General features: G+C 72.6%; 15 protein-coding genes. 13 read left to right on the top strand and 2 right to left on the bottom strand.

The window, feature by feature from the left end:
- Positions 1-83: 83 nt before the first annotated feature.
- Genes G4Z16_RS16650 through G4Z16_RS16625 form a run of 6 tightly spaced genes read left to right on the top strand, consistent with a single transcriptional unit; the run spans position 84 to position 6,766 of the window.
- Entirely contained in the window at positions 84-1,721 is a 1,638-nt protein-coding gene (locus G4Z16_RS16650) for an ABC transporter substrate-binding protein (RefSeq protein ID WP_197351556.1), read from the top strand.
- A 13-nt stretch (positions 1,722-1,734) separates the two neighbouring features.
- Positions 1,735-2,664: an ABC transporter permease gene (locus G4Z16_RS16645; protein ID WP_197351555.1), complete on the top strand. Its 930-nt coding sequence runs from the start codon at positions 1,735-1,737 to the stop codon at positions 2,662-2,664.
- 59 nt (positions 2,665-2,723) lie between these two features.
- The gene (locus G4Z16_RS16640; protein ID WP_197351554.1) at positions 2,724-3,785 is read left to right on the top strand and encodes an ABC transporter permease; all 1,062 of its coding nucleotides are present in this window, start codon (positions 2,724-2,726) and stop codon (positions 3,783-3,785) included.
- On the top strand, positions 3,782-4,843 hold the full coding sequence (locus G4Z16_RS16635; protein ID WP_197351553.1) for an ABC transporter ATP-binding protein: 1,062 nt from the start codon (positions 3,782-3,784) through the stop codon (positions 4,841-4,843). The genes G4Z16_RS16640 and G4Z16_RS16635 overlap by 4 nt, the downstream gene beginning before the upstream one ends.
- Positions 4,836-6,053, top strand: coding sequence for an ABC transporter ATP-binding protein (locus G4Z16_RS16630; protein ID WP_197351552.1), 1,218 nt, complete (start codon positions 4,836-4,838; stop codon positions 6,051-6,053). The genes G4Z16_RS16635 and G4Z16_RS16630 overlap by 8 nt, the downstream gene beginning before the upstream one ends.
- Positions 6,050-6,766, top strand: coding sequence for a sulfite exporter TauE/SafE family protein (locus tag G4Z16_RS16625; RefSeq protein WP_197351551.1), 717 nt, complete (start codon positions 6,050-6,052; stop codon positions 6,764-6,766). The genes G4Z16_RS16630 and G4Z16_RS16625 overlap by 4 nt, the downstream gene beginning before the upstream one ends.
- A gap of 79 nt (positions 6,767-6,845) precedes the next feature.
- Here the strand turns inward: G4Z16_RS16625 and G4Z16_RS16620 are convergent, their stop codons facing one another.
- Together G4Z16_RS16620 and G4Z16_RS16615 are read right to left on the bottom strand one after the other, a co-directional pair.
- Complete coding sequence (locus G4Z16_RS16620; protein WP_246530897.1) at positions 6,846-7,910, bottom strand: 2-hydroxyacid dehydrogenase; 1,065 nt, start codon at positions 7,908-7,910, stop codon at positions 6,846-6,848.
- Positions 7,911-8,077: 167 nt separating this feature from the next.
- Complete coding sequence (locus tag G4Z16_RS16615) at positions 8,078-8,611, bottom strand: Lrp/AsnC family transcriptional regulator (protein WP_197351550.1); 534 nt, start codon at positions 8,609-8,611, stop codon at positions 8,078-8,080.
- Positions 8,612-8,840: 229 nt separating this feature from the next.
- Here G4Z16_RS16615 and pdhA point away from each other — a divergent pair, with 229 nt between their 5' ends.
- The 7 genes from pdhA (at position 8,841) to G4Z16_RS16580 (ending at position 17,463) form a co-directional block, all read left to right on the top strand.
- Positions 8,841-10,031, top strand: coding sequence for a pyruvate dehydrogenase (acetyl-transferring) E1 component subunit alpha (pdhA, locus tag G4Z16_RS16610; protein ID WP_197351549.1), 1,191 nt, complete (start codon positions 8,841-8,843; stop codon positions 10,029-10,031).
- Positions 10,028-11,122 (top strand): alpha-ketoacid dehydrogenase subunit beta, encoded by a 1,095-nt coding sequence (locus G4Z16_RS16605; RefSeq protein ID WP_197351548.1) that lies wholly within the window; start codon positions 10,028-10,030, stop codon positions 11,120-11,122. Before pdhA ends, G4Z16_RS16605 begins: the two co-directional genes overlap by 4 nt.
- Positions 11,122-12,537 carry a dihydrolipoamide acetyltransferase family protein gene (locus G4Z16_RS16600; protein ID WP_197351547.1) on the top strand — a complete coding sequence of 472 codons (1,416 nt, stop codon included), beginning with the start codon at positions 11,122-11,124 and terminating at the stop codon, positions 12,535-12,537. The genes G4Z16_RS16605 and G4Z16_RS16600 overlap by 1 nt, the downstream gene beginning before the upstream one ends.
- A gap of 3 nt (positions 12,538-12,540) precedes the next feature.
- The gene (locus G4Z16_RS16595; protein WP_197351546.1) at positions 12,541-13,494 is read left to right on the top strand and encodes a DUF6457 domain-containing protein; all 954 of its coding nucleotides are present in this window, start codon (positions 12,541-12,543) and stop codon (positions 13,492-13,494) included.
- Positions 13,491-15,032, top strand: a complete 1,542-nt coding sequence (locus G4Z16_RS16590) for a molybdopterin molybdotransferase MoeA (protein WP_197351545.1) — start codon at positions 13,491-13,493, stop codon at positions 15,030-15,032. The genes G4Z16_RS16595 and G4Z16_RS16590 overlap by 4 nt, the downstream gene beginning before the upstream one ends.
- Entirely contained in the window at positions 15,029-16,213 is a 1,185-nt protein-coding gene (locus G4Z16_RS16585) for a potassium channel family protein (RefSeq protein WP_246530896.1), read from the top strand. Before G4Z16_RS16590 ends, G4Z16_RS16585 begins: the two co-directional genes overlap by 4 nt.
- 272 nt (positions 16,214-16,485) lie before the next feature.
- Positions 16,486-17,463: an NAD(P)H-quinone oxidoreductase gene (locus tag G4Z16_RS16580; RefSeq protein ID WP_197354682.1), complete on the top strand. Its 978-nt coding sequence runs from the start codon at positions 16,486-16,488 to the stop codon at positions 17,461-17,463.
- The last annotated feature ends 158 nt before the right edge of the window (positions 17,464-17,621 follow it).

Raw genomic sequence — 17,621 nt, 5'->3', positions numbered from 1 at the left:
ATGGACGGTTCCGCTTCACCCCTGCTGCATCCACGCTGTGTCCCGGCCGCCGGCCCGATGCGCGACGGCCCTGGAGGAACGAGATGCCACTGCCCTCGACGCCCGAGCTGCACCCGCCGCCGCGGCCGTCCCGGTGCCGCCCCGGGTCCCGGTTCGGCGTCGGGCCCGGGTTCCGCGTCGCCCTGGTGCGCCGGCGCCGCACGGCGGTCGCGCTCCTCGCCGCGGGCTCCGCGGTCCTCGCCTCCTCGTGCACGGTGGCCAACAGCGACTCCCTGGGCGGCAGCGGTTCGGGGCTGCGCATCGTGCTGCCGGAGGAGCCGCCGACCCTCGAACCGTGCGAGTCCTCGCTCACCTCGACCGGTGTCGTCGTCCGCTCCAACATCACGGAGCCGCTGATCGAGCGGGACCCGAGTACGGGCGACCTCGACCCCCTCCTGTCCACGGGCTGGAAGCGCACCTCGGACACCGAGTGGACGTTCACGATGCGCAAGGACGTCAGCTTCCAGGACGGCTCACGGTTCGACGCGCACGACGCCGCCTTCTCCATCGAGCGCGCCGTCAACTCGAAGCTCGGCTGCAACGTCGACGGCTACGTCTTCGGCGAGGACCCCCTCGACGTGGAGGCGGCCGACGCGAGGACGCTGACCGTGGAGAGCAAGGAGCCGGACCCGATCCTGCCGCTGCGGCTGTCCTTCGTGGAGATCGTCCCGACCTCCACCAGCACGGCCAAGAAGGTGCGCCGGCCGGTGGGCACGGGCCCGTACGAGATCGGGCGCTGGGACACCGGCCTGAAGCTGCGCCTCGACCGCAATAAGCGCTACTGGGGCAAGGCACCCGCGTACGAGGACGTCACCTACCAGTGGCGCACCGAGGGCACCGTGCGGGCCGCGATGGTCACCAGCGACGAGGCGGACATCGCCCTGAAGCTGGGGCCGCTCGACGGCGCGGGCGACCTCGGCGTCAACCACCCCAACAACGAGACGACGGCGCTGCGCCTGTCCGGCAAGGAGCCGCCGCTGGACGACCCGCGCATCCGCCGCGCGATCAACTACGCGCTCGACAAGCGGGGGATCGTCAAGTCCCTCTTCAGCGGGCTCGGGGAGCCCGCAGGTCAGCTCGTTCCGCCCCGCGTCGTCGGCCACAACCCGGCGATCAGGCCGTGGCCGCACGACCTGAAGAAGGCCAGGGCACTGGTGAAGGCCGCGAAGGCGGACGGAGTGCCGACGGACAAGCAGATCCTCATGGTCGGCCGCCACGAGCTCTTCCCACGGGTCTCGGAGACCTCCGAGGTGCTCCAGGAGCAGCTGACGCAGGCCGGTCTCAACGTGAAGCTCAAGATGGTCGACGAATCCGCCCATCTCGAGTACCAGCTGCGGCCGTTCGTGCCCGGCGCCGGACCGGTCGCACTGCTGATGCAGCACGGCAACCAGGCGGGCGACGCGGCCTTCACCGTCGACCAGTACATGACGTCGAAGGGCGCGCAGAGCGTCATGGGCACCAAGGCCTTCGACAAGACGATCGAGCAGGCGGGCCGGAAGTCGGGCAAGGAGCGGCAGGACGCGTACGCGGCGCTTCTGAAGCAACAGAACAGCGAGATCACGCAGTTCGCCCACATCGCGCACATGCGGGGCGTCATCGCGGTCTCGCCGCACGTCTCCTACAAGCCCAACCCCGCGACCAACGACGAGATGCGTCTCGCCGACGTACGGCCCAAGGGCTGAGAGGAGAATGCCGGTGATCACCTTCCTGCGGCGCCGTGCCCTCTCCAGCGTCGTCCCGCTGGTCGTCGTCGTGCTCGGCGTGTTCTGCCTGGCGCGGCTGACGGGCGATCCCGCCAGCCTCTATCTGCCGCTCAACGCGACGGACCGGATGCGCGAGGAGTTCGCCGAGCGCAACGGCTTCGACCAGCCCGTGCTGTCCCAGATGTTCGACTATCTCGGGGGCGTGCTGCACCTCGACTTCGGTGAGTCGCTGCGTACGGGACAGGCCGCGGGCGGCATGGCGCTCGACGCCTTCCCGGCAACGCTTCAGCTCGCCGGGTTCACGATGCTGATCGCCGTCCTCGGGGCGGCGGTGGTGGGCAGCTGGGCGGCGCTCCGGCCGAACGGACTGGCCGACCGTGTGTGCAGCACGATGTCGATGGTCGCGGCCAGCGTGCCCGACTTCTGGCTGGCCATCGTCGGTGTGTGGATCTTCGCGGTCACGCTTGGCTGGCTGCCGACCTCCGGTGTGACGGGCCACGGCATCTGGATCCTGCCGATAGCCACCCTCGCGGTGCGGCCCTTCGGGGTGCTCGTACAGGTCGTGCGGGGGGCGATGGTCTCGGCGCTGTCCTCCCCGTACGTGAAGCTCGCGCGCAGCAAGGGCGCCGACGACCGCCGTGTCGTCACGCACCACGCGCTGCGCAACGCCGCCGCGCCCGCGCTGACGGTGGCAGGCGACCTCACCGTCGGGCTGGTCAACGGCGCCGTCGTGGTCGAGACGATCTTCGGCTGGCCGGGCATCGGCAAGCTCATGATCGACTCGATCCTCCAGCGGGACTTCGCGGTACTTCAGGCCGCGGTCCTGGTGACGGCCGTGGCGATCTTCGTCCTGAACATCCTCATCGACGTCTGCTACGCGCTGCTCGACGCACGCGTGCGGCAGCCCGTTGGGGCGACGTGACGAGAGACGACGTGACGAGCGACGACCTGACCAGCCACGACGTGACGAGAGGAGGCCCGATGTCCCACACCGCACAGGAACCGCAGGACTCCCCTTCAGAGGGCGGTCCCCGTCCCGCGGCAGCGCACGCGGACGGACCGGGCACGGAGCCCGCTTCCGCTGCGGGGTCCGCCGCCGGGCCCGGCCGCGACGCCGGGTCGTCCCCCCGTGCACAAGGCCGTGGCCTGCTCAGGCTGCTGCTGCGCGACCGGGCGGCCGTCGCCGCCGCCGGCACCCTGCTGCTGGTCGCGCTGACGGCGGTCCTCGGTCCCTGGCTGATGGGCGATCTGGCCACCAGGCAGAACCTCGACGCCGTGAACACCGAGCCCTTCGACCCGGACAACGGCTGGGCCTACCTCCTGGGCAGCGACTCCCTCGGGCGCTCCATGCTCGCCCGGCTCGTCGTCGCGACCCGCACCACGCTCTCCGTGGCCGTACCGGCCGTCGCGATCTCGCTGGTCGCCGGATCGATTTGGGGCATGTGGGCCGGATACCACCGGGGGCGGCGCGAGACGGTCAGCATGCGGATCGGCGACGTCATCCTCAGCTTCCCCTCGCTGCTGCTCGCGGTCGTCGTCCTGTACGTCTTCTCGCCGAGCGCCGCGAACATCGTCGCGATCCTCGCCATCGCGCGTATCCCGGTCTATCTGCGTACGGCGCGAGCCGAGTCCGCGGAGCTGCGCAGCCGGCTCTTCGTGGACGCGGCACGCACCTTCGGCACCCGCAGCGGCGCGATCATCCGCAGGCACGTGCTGCCGACGGTGCTGCCCACCCTGCTGACCGTCGCGACGGTCGACTTCTGCTTCGTCATGCTCTCGGAGTCCTCGCTGAGCTTCCTCGGCATAGGCATCCAGCCGCCGGACGTCAGCTGGGGGCTGATGACCGCTCAGGGACGGCAGTACCTGCAGACGTCCTGGTGGATGTCGATCTTCCCCGGGCTCGCCATCGTCATCACCACGGTGTCGGCGTCCGTGCTGGCGTCCTGGTTCCGCATGGCCACCGACCCCGCCCAGCGGCGGCTTCTCGGGCTGCCGCGCCGGAAGCGGTCGTCCCGCAAGTCCGGTCAGGAGGTACCGCGATGAGCACCGAGGCGACCACGACCGCCCCCGGCCCGGCCGCTGAGTCCGCCGTCGCGCTGGAGGTGACGGGCCTGACCGTGCGCATCGACACCGCACGCGGTCCGGTCGTCGCGGTCGACGACGTCGGATTCCGCGCGCACTCCGGGGAGACGCTCGCGCTCCTCGGGGAATCCGGGTGCGGGAAGAGCATCACGGCGCAGGCGATCGCCGGTCTCCTCGATCCCGTCGCGGAGGTCTCCGGCGGGGAGGCCCGGCTCGGGGACGTCGATCTGCTGAGGCTGGACCCCGCCGCCCGGCGTGCGACGGCCGGACCGGAGCTGGCGATCGTCTTCCAGGACGCGCTGACCGCGCTCAACCCCGTCTACACGGTGGGCACCCAGCTCGCCGAGCCCTTCCGGATCCACCAGGGCCTGAGCGCCGCGGCCGCACATGAGCGTGCCGTCGAACTGATGCGTCGCGTCGGCATACCTGAGCCGGAGAACCGGGCCGGTGACCATCCGCACCAGTTCTCCGGTGGCATGCGTCAGCGCCTGCTGATCGCGATGGCGGTCGCCCTCGGCCCGCGGGTACTGCTGGCGGACGAGCCGACCACCGCTCTCGACGTGACCGTCCAGGCGCAGATCATGGAGCTGCTGCGGGACCTGCGCGCCGAGCACAGCATGGCCGTCGTGCTGATCACCCACGACCTCGCCCTCGTCTCCGAGCAGGCCGACCGGGTGGCGGTCATGTACGCGGGAGCCGTCGTCGAGACCGGGCCGGTCCACGAGGTGTTCGGCCGGCCTCTCCACCCGTACACACGGGGGCTGTTGGACTCTGTGCCCTCGGCCGGGCCCGGCCCCGGAGGAGACGGATCCGCGGAGGGTGCGGGCGGCCGTCGCCGGGAGCTGGCGTCGATTCCGGGTGCCCCTCCGGACCTCCACTCGATCCCCTCCGGCTGCGTCTACCAGGACCGCTGCCCGCTGGTGCGGGACGTCTGCCGCACTCGGCGGCCCGCCCTCGAGGCCACCGGCGAGGACCGGACGTCCGCCTGCCACTTCTGGAAGGAGCTGGAACATGGCTGACGCCGCTCCGCTGCTGGAGGTCTCCGGCCTGACCAAGACGTTCCGTGTCGCGAAGGGCCCGTCGGGCGACGGGTCTTCGTCCGGCAGGCTGCGCGCGCTGGACTCCGTCGGCCTGACGCTGGGACGGGGCGAGACGCTGGGCCTCGTGGGCGAGTCGGGCTGCGGCAAGTCCACACTCGCGCGCACGCTGCTGCGGCTGGAGCAGCCCGACGAGGGGCGCATCCGCTTCGACGGCGTGGACCCCTTCCGTCTCAAGGGGAAAGAACTGCTGGCCTGGCGGCGGCGGATCCAGATGGTCTTCCAGGACCCCTTCGCCTCGCTCAACGCCCGCATGACCGCGGCGGAGATCATCGCCGAGCCCTGGTCCGTCCACAGGGACCTGTACCCGACCGCCCGCCAACGGGCGGCACGCGCCGCCGAGTTGCTGGAGATGGTCGGGCTGCGCGGCTCCGACGCGGACCGCTGTCCCCAGGAGTTCTCCGGCGGGCAGCGGCAGCGCATCGGGATCGCACGTGCGCTCGCTCTCGACCCCGACGTGATCGTCTGCGACGAACCCGTCTCGGCGCTGGACCTGTCGGTGCAGGCCCAAGTCGTCAACCTGCTCGGTGAGTTGCAGCGGCAGCTTTCGGTGTCGTACCTCTTCATCTCGCACGACCTGTCGGTGGTCCGGCACATCGCGGACCGGGTCGCCGTCATGTACCTGGGCCGGATCATCGAGACGGGCAGCACCGAGGACGTCCTGGACCGGCCACGGCACCCCTACACCGCCGCGCTGACCGCGGCGGCGCCCGTCCTGGACGTCACGCGGAGTGGAGGGGCCACCCGGGCCGCCAGGCCCGTGCTGAAGGGCGAGATCCCGTCACCCACCAACCCGCCCTCCGGCTGCCACTTCCGCACCCGGTGCGAGCGGGCGGAGGACCTGTGCGCACAGCGGACGCCCGCGCGGGAGCCGGTGGGCGAGCCGGGCGGGCGTGCGGACGGCGGTCCGCACGCTGGGACGGACGACGGGGCGGGCACTGCGGGCGCGGCGTGCACTGCGGACGCTGCTGCGGGCAGTGCCGGCGCGGCGGCGCACACCGCGGCCTGCCACTTCCCGCTCGATGGCGGCACTCCGCCTCGCTCTGCCGGGCGGACCCCCACGCGTACGGAGCCCGGGGGAGGACCGGAGGACGGGACGGCGGAGGGAGCACAGCTCACGGTGAACCCGTGAGCGGTCCCGACTTCGTGCTCGTCGCGGCTGCCATCACCGCCGCTTCCTGCCTCCAGGCGTCGATCGGGTTCGGCATCGGCATGCTCGCGGCGCCCGTGATCGCCCTCGTCGATCCGACGCTGATCCCGGGGACCATCATCATGCTCGCGACCGTGGTCACCTTGCTGATCACCGTCCTCGACCGCACCCATCTGGACCTCGGCGGGACCGGCTGGGCGCTCGCCGGGCGGCTGCCCGGTTCGGCGCTGGGAGCGCTGCTCGCCGTGCGGCTGCCGTCCCGGCTGCTCGCGCTGCTGATCGCCGCCGTGGTGCTCGCCGGTGTCGTGGTGACGGCGGCCGGCTGGCGGCCGAGGCCCCGGCGGCTCGCGCTGCTGTCCGCGGGCGCCGTCTCCGGCGTCATGGGAACGGCGACCTCGATCGGCGGTCCGCCCATGGCGCTGGTCTGGCAGCGGTATCCCGGGCCGCGGCTGCGGTCGAACATGAGCGCGTTCTTCCTCGTGGGCTCGGTGGCCTCGCTGGCGGCCCTGTGGCTGACCGGCGGCGTCGACGGTTCCACCGTGGGGACGTTCGCGACGCTGGTGCCTGCCGCGTTCGCCGGGTGCGTGCTGTCGCGGTTCGTCAACCGCCGGCTGAACCGTGAGCGCCTCCGGTGGACGGCGATCGCGGTGTCGGTCGCCGGAGCGGTCACACTCATCGTCCAGCAGTTCGTCTGACGGGTCCGGGCCGAGGGGACGGTACGAGGAGTCCGTTACAAGGAGGGGAGGTCCCCGGGCGGGATCCGGCGCGTCCCGGTCAGCCCGCGGCGGCCCGTACGACGTTGAGGAGCGGCTCCCCCTGCGCCAACCGCCGGATGTTCTCGGCGATTTCGCGGGCCCGCGCCTCGAACGTGTCCCTGGTGTGGCCCGAGTTGTGCGGCGTGAGCACGACGTTGTCCAGCTTCTCGAACGGGTGGCGCGACGGGATCGCGCGGCCGTCCCCCTGCGCGTCCCACCACACGTCGAGCGCGGCCCCGGCGATCGCGCCGCTGCTCAGCGCGGCGAACGCGGCGTCCTCGTCGACGACGGGCCCGCGGGCGACGTTGATCAGGAACGACGTGGGCTTCATGGCACGGAATTCCTCCGCCCCGACGAGGCCGCGCGTGTCCTCCGTGAGCGGCGCGCTGACGACGACGGCGTCGGACGTGGCCATCAGCCGGCGGAGTTCGCCCACGCCGCCCGTCCACTCCAGCTCGACGCCGGGAGGCGGCGGGGCGTCCGGGTTCCTGCGCACCGCCTGTACGCGCATTCCCAGCGCCGACGCCAGACGTGCCGTGCGGGCCCCGGTCTCGCCGAGCCCGATCAGTCCCATCGTCCTGCCCTCGAGCGTCGTCCCGAAGGGGGTCCCGGGATCGGTCGCGACGGTGCGCCAGAGCCCGGACCGCAGCTCGCGGTCGGCGGTCAGCACCCTGCGGGAGAGCATCATGAGGCACATCAGCACGTGTTCGGCGAGCGAGCGCCCGTGGTGGTAGGTGTTGGCGACCGCCGTGCCGGGGGCGAGGGAGCCGAAGGGGATCCCTTCGCACCCCGCGCCGCCGACCTGCACCAGCCGCAGTGCCGAACCCGCCCGCGCCATGTCCGCTGACATCCCGTTGCCCGTGCAGACGAGCACGTCGGTCTGCGGGAGCAGCTCGCAGACCTCGGCGGGCGTGAGGCCGACGGCATTCGTCCAGAGGTTGCCGTCCCGGCCCTCCGAGGTCAGCTCGGACTCGAACCGGCCGATGATCTCGTCCGTGACGAGGATCCGCAGCGGCGACGGGGGCGGCGACGGAGCCAGGGGCGGGGTCAGGGGCGGGCGCGTCGGTTCTGCCGGTTCGGCCACGGAGGACGTTCCTTCGGTCGCGGCGCATTGCCGTCCGTACGGGCGTCCGAGTCTCCCATTGGTTCATGGATGAGGACAACGGCCAGGATTCGTTCTCGTATGTGACCGCACTTGGTCGCGCCTGCAACCCTCCGAGCGCCGCCGGGGCCGCGACCCGTCACCGCCCGTCAGATGTCGGGCTCCAGATGGGTCTCCTCGAAGACGAGCAGCGTGCGCGTACTGATCACCTCCGGGATCGAATGGATCCGCGTGAGCACCAGTTCGCGCAGCGACCTGTTGTCAGCCGTGTGCACCAGCAGCAGCACGTCGAAGTCGCCGCTGACCAGCGCCATATGGGCGGCTCCGGGCAGCCGCAGCAGTTTCTCGCGGACGCTGCGCCAGGAGTCCTGCACGATCTTGAGCGTGATGTACGCGGAGGCGCCCTGCCCCGCCCGCTCCTCATCGATGCGGGCACTGAAGCCGCGGATGACGCCGTCGTCCACCAGACGGTTGATCCGGGCGTAGGCGTTGGCGCGTGAGATGTGGACCTGCTCGGCCAGCGCGCGTACAGACATCCGGCCGTCCGCGCGGAGCAGCCGCAGTATGTCCCTGTCGACGGGGTCGAGCGGGCGGACCGGAGGGCGAACTTCCAGTCCGTCGGGCCCGGTTGGGCCGGCACCCTCGGGACCGCTGGACGAATCGGCAATCTGTCCGTCCGGCATGCCCTGCGACCTCCCCTCGTTGGACGTCTTGCATCCATCGAACGCACGATCGCTCAACTTGTCCACAGCCTGGCGCCGCCTGTAGCCAAAATGTGCCGTCAACCGAACAATCGGTAGGGGAGCGCAGGAGCAACATGCCTCCACGCCCATCGGGGCCTGTCCGGGTACCCGCACCCGGACAGGCCCTGGCTCCGCTCAACCCGGCCCCCTTCGAGTGAGGTGCTCACCCATGACGGTTCTCGAGCAGTCCGGTGCCTACCACCTCGCACCACCCCCGGCCTGGCGCCCCCGCCGAGACCCTGACCCGCTGCTGCCCGACCGTGAGCCGCTGCGGCTGCTCGGGACGGGTGCGGAACTCGACGGCGAGCTGCTTCTCGAGCTGTACGGGCAACTGGTGCGGGGCCGCCGGTTCAACGAGCAGGCCACGGCGCTGACCAAGCAGGGCCGCCTCGCCGTCTACCCGTCCTCCACCGGCCAGGAGGCCGCCGAGGTCGCTGCGGCGCTGGCCCTGCAGGAGCAGGACTGGCTCTTCCCCAGCTACCGGGACACCCTCGCCGCCGTGGCGCGCGGGCTCGACCCGGTCGCCGTGCTGTCGCTGCTCCGCGGCGACTGGCACAGCGGATACGACCCGCGCGCCAGCCGCGTCGCCCCGCTCAGCACGCCCCTGGCCACCCAGCTGCCGCACGCGGTGGGGCTGGCGCACGCGGCCCGCCTAAAGGGCGACGACGTGGTCGCGCTCGCGATGGTCGGCGACGGCGGCACGAGCGAGGGCGACTTCCACGAGGCCCTCAACTTCGCGGCCGTGTGGCAGGCCCCCGTCGTCTTCCTCGTGCAGAACAACGGCTTCGCGATCTCCGTACCGCTGGCGAAGCAGACGGCCGCGCCGTCCCTCGCGCACAAGGCGGTCGGTTACGGCATGCCCGGCCGCCTCGTCGACGGCAACGACGCGGCAGCCATGCACCACGTGCTCACGGACGCGGTCGAGCGGGCCCGCAGGGGCGAGGGCCCCTGCCTCGTGGAGGCCGTGACGTACCGCCTGGACGCACACACCAACGCCGATGACGCCACCCGCTACCGGGAGGCCTCCGAGGTGGACGCCTGGCGCGAGCACGATCCGCTCGTGCTCATGGAGCAGGAGCTGCGCTCGCGCGGACTCCTGGACGACGCGGGCGCGCAGAAGGCCGGAGAGGAGGCCGAGCGGATGGCCGGCGACATGCGCGAGCGCATGCACCAGGAGCCCGAGCTGCACCCGATGGACCTCTTCGACCACGTCTTCGCCCACAGGACGACGCAGTTGCAGCAGCAGGCCGAGCGGCTGCGCGCCGAGCTCGAGGCCGCCGAGGCGGAGGGGATCCCGGCGGCCGGCGAGCAGGACCGGCACGGGCAGGCGCACACCGACGAGCAGGGGAGCCGGAAATGAGCACAGCGACCGGCACGTCGCTGCAGCCCGGTGCGCAGCCGCCACGGGAGCCCGCACGCAAGCCGTCCACGATGGCGCAGGCCCTCAACCGCGCGCTGCGGGACTCCCTCGCCGCCGACCCGGACGTGCACGTCTTCGGTGAGGACGTCGGCACGCTCGGCGGTGTCTTCCGAGTGACGGACGGCCTGGCGGCGGAGTTCGGGGAGGACCGCTGCACCGACACCCCGCTGGCCGAGGCCGGCATCCTCGGCACGGCCGTCGGCATGGCCATGTACGGCATGCGGCCCGTGGTCGAGATGCAGTTCGACGCCTTCGCGTACCCCGGTTTCGAGCAACTGGTCTCGCACATCTCCCGGATGAGGAACCGCACGCGGGGCGCCCTGCCCATGCCGCTCACGGTGCGCGTGCCCTACGGCGGCGGGATCGGCGGCGTCGAGCACCACAGCGACTCCTCCGAGGCGTACTACATGGCCACGCCCGGGCTGCACGTCGTCACGCCGGCGACGGTCGCCGACGCCTACGGGCTGCTGCGCCGCTCCATCGCGAGCGACGACCCGGTGATCTTCCTGGAGCCGAAGCGGCTGTACTGGGGCAAGGACGACTGGTCGCCGGAGCAGCCGGCCGAGGTGCCCGCCATCGGCCGCGCCGTGGTCCGCCGCCCTGGCACCTCCGCGACGCTCATCACCTACGGCCCGTCGCTGCCCGTCTGCATGGAGGCCGCCGAGGCCGCCGCGCGGGACGAGGGCCTGGAGCTGGAGGTCGTCGACCTGCGCTCGCTGGTCCCATTCGACGAGGAGACGGTGGTGGCGTCCGTGCGGCGCACCGGGCGTGCCGTGGTCGTGCACGAGTCGACGGGCTTCGCCGGTCCGGGCGCGGAGGTGGCGGCACGAGTGAGCGAGCGCTGCTTCCACTACCTGGAGGCGCCGGTGCTGCGCGTCGCGGGCTTCGACATCCCGTATCCGCCGCCGATGCTGGAGAAGCACCATCTGCCGGACGTGGACCGGGTGCTGGACGCCGTCTCCAGGCTCCAGTGGGAGAGCGAGTGGCGCGACGGCGAGGGCAGCGGAAGCGCAGGGGAAGGGGTCCGCTGATGGCCTCCGTACGGGAATTCACCCTCCCCGACCTGGGAGAAGGGCTGACGGAAGCGACCGTCGTGCGGTGGCTGGTGGCCGTGGGCGACGTGGTGGCGGTGGACCAGTCCGTCGTCGAGGTCGAAACGGCCAAGGCACTCGTGGACGTTCCCTGCCCATACGGCGGTGTCGTCACGGCGCGCTACGGGGACGAGGGCGCGGAGATCCCGGTCGGCGCACCCCTGTTGACGGTCGCCGTGGGCGCGCCGCAGGGCGAGACGCAGCCCACCGGCACCGGCACCGGCCCGGGCACCGAGGCGGACGTCCTGGCGGGAGCGGGCGCCGCGGCGGAGAGCTCCGGCAACGTGCTGGTCGGCTACGGCACGGCAGCCCCGGCGGGCCGCCGTCGCCGCGCACGGCCGGTGGACGGCTTCCGGCCCGATGCCGTGCCGTCCCATCCGGCAGAGCCGGCTCCCGCGGCTGTGCCGCAAGGCCCCGTCGCGGTCATCTCCCCGCTCGTGCGGCGGATCGCCCGCGAGCACGACCTCGATCTGCGCGGTGTCACAGGCTCGGGCCCGGACGGGCTGATCCTCCGCGCGGACGTCGAGCGCGCGGCCCGCTCCCGCACGGCGCCGACCGCCCAGCCGACTGCCCAGCCACCTGCACAGCCGCCGGTGCGTCCTGCGCCGCTGCCCGAGGCCCGGCCCGTCGCGCCGCGGCCCGAGGAGTCGGCGACCCGCATTCCGCTGACCGGATTCCGCCGCACCGTCGCCGACAAGATGTCCCGCAGCCGCCGGGAGATCCCCGACGCCACCTGCTGGGTCGACGTCGACGCGACCGAACTGCTCGCCGCGCGCAGAGCGATGAACTCCCACTCGTCGGTGGCACAGGGCGACTCGCCCAAGGTCTCCCTGCTGGCCCTGCTGGCCCGCATCTGCACGGCGGCGCTGGCACGCTTCCCCGACCTCAACGCGACCGTCGACACCGAGGCGGGCGAGGTGGTGCGCCATTCCGCGGTGCATCTCGGATTCGCCGCGCAGACCCCACGGGGCCTCGTCGTCCCGGTCGTACGGGATGCGCACAGGCTCGACGCCGTCGGGCTCAGCGAGGAGCTCACGCGGCTCACCGGGTCCGCCCGCAACGGCGAACTGAAGCCGGCAGACATGACCGGCGGCACCTTCACCCTCAACAACTACGGCGTCTTCGGCGTCGACGGCTCGACCCCGATCATCAACCACCCCGAGGCGGCCATGCTCGGCGTGGGCCGGATCGCCGAGAAACCGTGGGTCCACGAGGGGCAGCTGGCCGTGCGCCAGGTCGTGCAGCTCTCCTTCACCTTCGACCACAGGGTGTGCGACGGCGGGACGGCGGGCGGCTTCCTGCGTCACGTCGCGGACTGCGTCGAACAGCCGGCGGTGCTGCTCCGTACGCTCTAGGGCGTGACACCTGACGCCCGAGCGCACACGCACGACGCCGTCGTCCTCGCGGGCGGCGGCGCCAGGCGCCTCGGCGGCACCGACAAACCGTCGCTGACCGTCGGCGCCCGCACCCTCCTCGACCGGGTGCTGGCCGCCTCCGCCGGCGCGTCCACCACGGTCGTCGTCGGCCCGCGCATGCCCACGTACCGGCCGGTGAAGTGGGTGCGGGAGGACCCGCCGGGCGGCGGCCCGGTCCCGGCGCTCGACGCGGGTCTGCACGGCGTCACCGAGGAGACGGTGGTCGTCCTCTCCGCCGATCTGCCCTTCCTGCGCCCGGAGACCGTACGGACGCTCCTCTCGGCCGTTGCCGCTGCGCCGGGCGCGTACGCGGAAGGCGGCGCGAGCGGAAACGGGGAGACGGAAGGGGAGACGGAAGGGGACGAAGCCATCGAGGGTGCGCTCGTGAACGACGGCCGCGACCGGCCGCTCCTCGCCGCGTACCGGACCGAATCCCTGCGCCGCGAACTGGCTCTGCTGCGCACCGAATACGGAAGCCTCAGCGGTCTCCCCTTGCGGCTGATCCTTCCTGAGCTGAGACTTCGTCGCATCGACATCGATGGTGGTCGCCGCCCGACCGACTCCGATGCCCTCGACTGCGACACCTGGGAAGACGTCGCCGCGGCGAGGGCCCGTATCAGGGAGCATGACACTGTGCTGTACGAATGGATGGCCGCAGCGAAGGCCGAACTCGGCATCGACCTCGATGTCGACACCGCCGCGCTGCTCGACCTGGCCCGCGACGCGGCACACGGCGTCGCCCGGCCCGCGGCGCCGCTGACGACCTTCCTCGTGGGTTACGCCGCCGCCCAGCGGGGCGGCTCCCCCGAAGACGTCGCGGAGGCCCTGCAGAAGACGGCCCGGCTGGCCGCGCGTTGGGCCGAGGAGGGCGAAAGGGAGCAGGGCGACGGGCGATGAGCGGCGCCGACGAACTCGACGAGGCCATCGCCCTGGCCAACGGCGCTGCCGGCGGCGCCCGTCGCGGTGACGGCCGGGCGGCTCCGGCGGACAGCGAGGCTCCGCGGCCCCGCAGCGGCGGCGGAAGCACCCGGAGCAAAGGCGGCCACGAGCCCGGCCCGGGCTCCCACGGCTCCGGCACTCCTGCCAACTCCGGCTCCGGAGGCTCGGCCTCGGCGACGGCCTCCGGCGACGGCGACGAACTGGCCGCCCCGGACTGGCTCACCCCCCGCTCCGCCCGAGCGGGCGGCCGCGGTTCGGCGCGGCCGGCGGAGGACACCCCGTCCCACGCCCGCGACGCCCCCTGGCCCGACGCCCGCACGTACGCCTCACGGGCCGCCGGCCCGCTCCCCTCCCTCGCCCTGCCCCTCGAGCAGGCGCTGCACCACACCCTCGGCGCCCCGATCGACGCCCTCACCGACCTGCCGTCCTTCGACACCTCCGCCATGGACGGCTGGGCCGTCGCCGGCCCCGGCCCGTGGACCCTGGAGGAAGACCCCACGGGCATACTCGCCGGGGCCGTGTCCGAGCCCCGCCAGCTGCCCGACGGCCGCGCGATCCCCATAGCTACGGGTGCGCGCATACCGCCCGGCGCGAGCGCGGTGCTGCGTTCCGAGTACGGCGAGCGCGACGGAAGGCGTCTGCGCACGACGCGGCGCCCGCAGCCCGGAACGGACATCCGGCCCCGCGGGCAGGAGTGCCGCTCCGGCGACCGGCTGCTGCCCACCGGAACCCGGGTCACCCCCGCCGTGCTCGGACTCGCCGCCGCGGCGGGCTACGACCGGCTGACCGTCACCAGGCGCCCGCGCGCCGAAGTCCTCGTGCTGGGTGACGAGTTGCTGCACCGCGGCGTACCGCACGAAGGCCGCATCCGCGACGCGCTCGGCCCGGCTGTCGCGCCCTGGCTCGCGGCTCTCGGTGCCGATGTGATCGTCACCCGCCGTCTCGGCGACGACGCCGAGGCGCTCCACGAAGCCGTCGCCACGACGACCGCCGACCTCCTCGTCACCACCGGAGGCACCGCACGCGGCCCCGTCGACCATCTGCGTCCCACGCTCACCCGCGTCGGAGCGCGTCTCCTCGTCGAGGGCGTACGCGTACGCCCGGGGCACCCCATGCTGCTGGCCCGGCTGCCGGAGCGGCGGGAATCCGGCCCGGACGGCGGTCCGCTTCTGGTGGGGCTGCCCGGCAATCCCCTCGCGGCGATCTCCGGTCTGATGACGCTCGCCGCGCCGCTGATCCGTGCGCTCGGCGACCAGCCCGCCGAGCGGGAGGTGTTCGCGCGGATCACCGATGACGTGCAGGGCCATCCGCGCGACACGCGACTGGTGCCGGTCGCCTTCGCGCCCGCGGCCTCGCGGGCCCGGCCGCTCCACTACAACGGGCCGGCCATGCTCCGCGGTGTCGCCACCGCCTCGGCCCTCGCCGTGGTCCGGCCCGGCGGCGCCGCCTCCGGCACCGACGTCCAGGTGCTGCCGCTCCCCTGGTTCACCTGGTGAGGGGCAGGACCGACGGGAGCGACCAGTACCGGATACTGCTGCCGCGTTCCGAGGTCAGCCCGCAGCTCCAGGTCGGACGACGCATACTGGCGGCGCTCGCGGTGCTGTTCCTGACCGTCCTGATCGTCTACCTCGACCGCGCCGGCTACAACGACAACGCCGACGGCAAGGTCTCCTTCCTCGACGCCGTCTACTACACGACCGTCACCCTCTCCACCACCGGCTACGGCGACATCGCGCCCGCGAGCGACAGCGCCCGCATCGCGAACGTCCTGCTCGTCACGCCGCTTCGCATCCTGTTCCTGATCATCCTCATCGGCACCACGCTCGAAGCTCTCACCGACCGCACCCGAGAGCAGTGGCGCCTGTCCCGCTGGAGGTCCCAGTTGCGCGACCACACCGTCGTCGTCGGCTTCGGCACGAAGGGCCGCTCGGCTGCGCAGACGCTGCTGTCCACCGGTGTGCGCCGGGACCGGGTCGTGGTCATCGACCCGAACCACCACGTCGCGAAGGCCGCGAACGACGAGGGCTATGTGACCGTCGTCGGCGACGCCACCCGCAGCGACGTGCTGGCACGCGCCGAGGTGCGCCGCGCCAAGCAGATCGTGATCGCGACCCAGCGCGACGACACCGCGGTGCTCGTCACGCTCACCGCGCGCCAGCTCAACCGCCGCCTCAAGATCGTCGCCGCGGTGCGCGAGGAGGAGAACGTGCCGCTGCTGCGGCAGTCGGGAGCGGACTCCGTGATCACGAGCGCCAGCGCCGCCGGCCGCCTCCTCGGCCTCTCCGTGCTCAGCCCGAACGCCAGCTCCGTGATGGAGGACCTCATCCAGCAGGGAGCGGGGCTCAGCCTGAGCGAACGTCCCGTCACCAAGGCCGAGGTGGGCGGTTCGCCGAGGGAGTGCAGGGATCTGGTCGTGACGGTCGTACGGGGCCACCGCCTGCTCGGGTACGACGATCCGCAGGCGGATCCGCTCCAGTCCACGGACCGCCTCGTGGTGATCCACCGTTCGGCGGCGCCGCACCCGGCGGAGGCGCGCGGCAGCACCGACCCCACGCACAGCGGCACCGGCGGCGTCACGGGCGGTGCCGGCGATTCCGGGGACGAACGGGGTCCGGGCGGTACATCCGGTCCCGGCACCGTCGGCTTCTGGCGCGGCGACCGCGGGGGCGGCAGCTGAACCACCTGCCGCGGCCGGCCACCCGCTTCCGCGGTCCGACGGCCCCGGCGCGGCAGCGCCCGCGGGAGCGCCGGGAGTTGGGACGCAGCGGCGGCCCGCCACCGGGGTTCGGGCGGTGCACCTGGAGGCCGAGACGGCCCGCGGGCGCGGAAGTTGAGCGCGTGCCCGCCCGCCGGGCGCGTGGGAGGGCCACGGATACGAAGTGCGGGGCGGTGCCGTACCGGTCGGTCCCCGGAGTAGCGTTCGGCCCCATGGGTACGTCCAACTCCACGATGCACGCGGTCACCATTCCCGAACCAGGCGGCCCCGAGGCCCTCGTCTGGGCCGAGGTCCCCGTCCCCGAACCCGGCGAGGGCGAGGTGCTGGTCGAGGTCGCGGCGAGTGCCGTCAACCGCGCCGACACCCTCCAGCGGCAGGGCTTCTACGATCCGCCGCCCGGCGCCTCCCCGTATCCCGGCCTCGAGTGCTCGGGCCGGATCTCGGCACTCGGCCCCGGCGTGAACACGTGGGCCGTCGGCGACGAGGTCTGCGCGCTGCTCGGCGGCGGCGGTTACGCGGAGCAGGTCGCCGTCCCGACCGGCCAACTGCTGCCCGTACCGGACGGCGTCGACCTGAAGACCGCCGCATCCCTGCCCGAGGTGACCAGCACGATCTGGTCGAACGTCTTCATGGTGGCGCATCTGCGTCCCGGTGAGACGCTGCTCGTGCACGGAGGCGGCAGCGGCATCGGCACCATGGCGATCCAGCTGGCGAAGGCCGTCGGCGCGAAGGTGGCGGTGACCGCGGGCAGCAAGGAGAAGCTCGACCGCTGCGCGGAACTCGGCGCGGACATCCTGATCAACTATCGCGAGCAGGACTTCGTCGAAGAGGTGCGCGCGGGCACGGACGGCAAGGGTGCCGACGTCATCCTCGACATCATCGGCGCCAAGTACCTGGAGCAGAACATCAAGGCGCTCGCGGTCAACGGACGTCTCGCCATCATCGGTCTGCAGGGCGGACGCAAGGGCGAGTTGAACCTGGGCGCGCTGCTGGCCAAGCGGGCTGCCGTGACGGCGACTTCGCTGCGCGCACGTCCCGCCGCGGAGAAGGCGGCGATCGTCGCCGCCGTGCGCGAACACGTGTGGCCGCTGGTCTCGGACGGCCGGGTGCGGCCCGTCGTCGACAGGACCGTGCCGATGAGGAATGCCACGGACGCGCACATCGCCATGGAGGAGAGCAGCCACGTGGGAAAGATCCTGCTGGTTCCTTAGAGTTCTTCGGAGCACAGGACGCGGCCGACAGAGACCCTTCCGGATGCCGGACTTGTCCAATTATGTAACGCTGATTGCATTATTGGACGCTCCGCAACGGGAGGGTCTCTGCCGTGCGGCACAGACGCGACACCCTCACCCCTGCCCCATCTCGCAGA

The sequence above is a fragment of the Streptomyces bathyalis genome, from assembly GCF_015910445.1.
GTDB lineage: Bacteria > Actinomycetota > Actinomycetes > Streptomycetales > Streptomycetaceae > Streptomyces > Streptomyces bathyalis.
This window is presented reverse-complemented; position numbering and strand designations above follow the sequence as displayed.

Excerpts from the sequence above, each read along its gene's own strand:
- G4Z16_RS16650 (WP_197351556.1), top strand. The coding sequence starts at position 84 with ATGCCACTGCCCTCGACGCCCGAGCTGCACCCGCCGCCGCGGCCGTCC.
- G4Z16_RS16590 (WP_197351545.1), top strand. The coding sequence starts at position 13,491 with ATGAGCGGCGCCGACGAACTCGACGAGGCCATCGCCCTGGCCAACGGC.
- G4Z16_RS16600 (WP_197351547.1), top strand. The coding sequence starts at position 11,122 with ATGGCCTCCGTACGGGAATTCACCCTCCCCGACCTGGGAGAAGGGCTG.
- pdhA (WP_197351549.1), top strand. The coding sequence starts at position 8,841 with ATGACGGTTCTCGAGCAGTCCGGTGCCTACCACCTCGCACCACCCCCG.
- G4Z16_RS16580 (WP_197354682.1), top strand. The coding sequence starts at position 16,486 with ATGCACGCGGTCACCATTCCCGAACCAGGCGGCCCCGAGGCCCTCGTC.
- G4Z16_RS16630 (WP_197351552.1), top strand. The coding sequence starts at position 4,836 with ATGGCTGACGCCGCTCCGCTGCTGGAGGTCTCCGGCCTGACCAAGACG.
- G4Z16_RS16615 (WP_197351550.1), bottom strand. The coding sequence starts at position 8,611 with ATGCCGGACGGACAGATTGCCGATTCGTCCAGCGGTCCCGAGGGTGCC.
- G4Z16_RS16635 (WP_197351553.1), top strand. The coding sequence starts at position 3,782 with ATGAGCACCGAGGCGACCACGACCGCCCCCGGCCCGGCCGCTGAGTCC.
- G4Z16_RS16640 (WP_197351554.1), top strand. The coding sequence starts at position 2,724 with ATGTCCCACACCGCACAGGAACCGCAGGACTCCCCTTCAGAGGGCGGT.
- G4Z16_RS16605 (WP_197351548.1), top strand. The coding sequence starts at position 10,028 with ATGAGCACAGCGACCGGCACGTCGCTGCAGCCCGGTGCGCAGCCGCCA.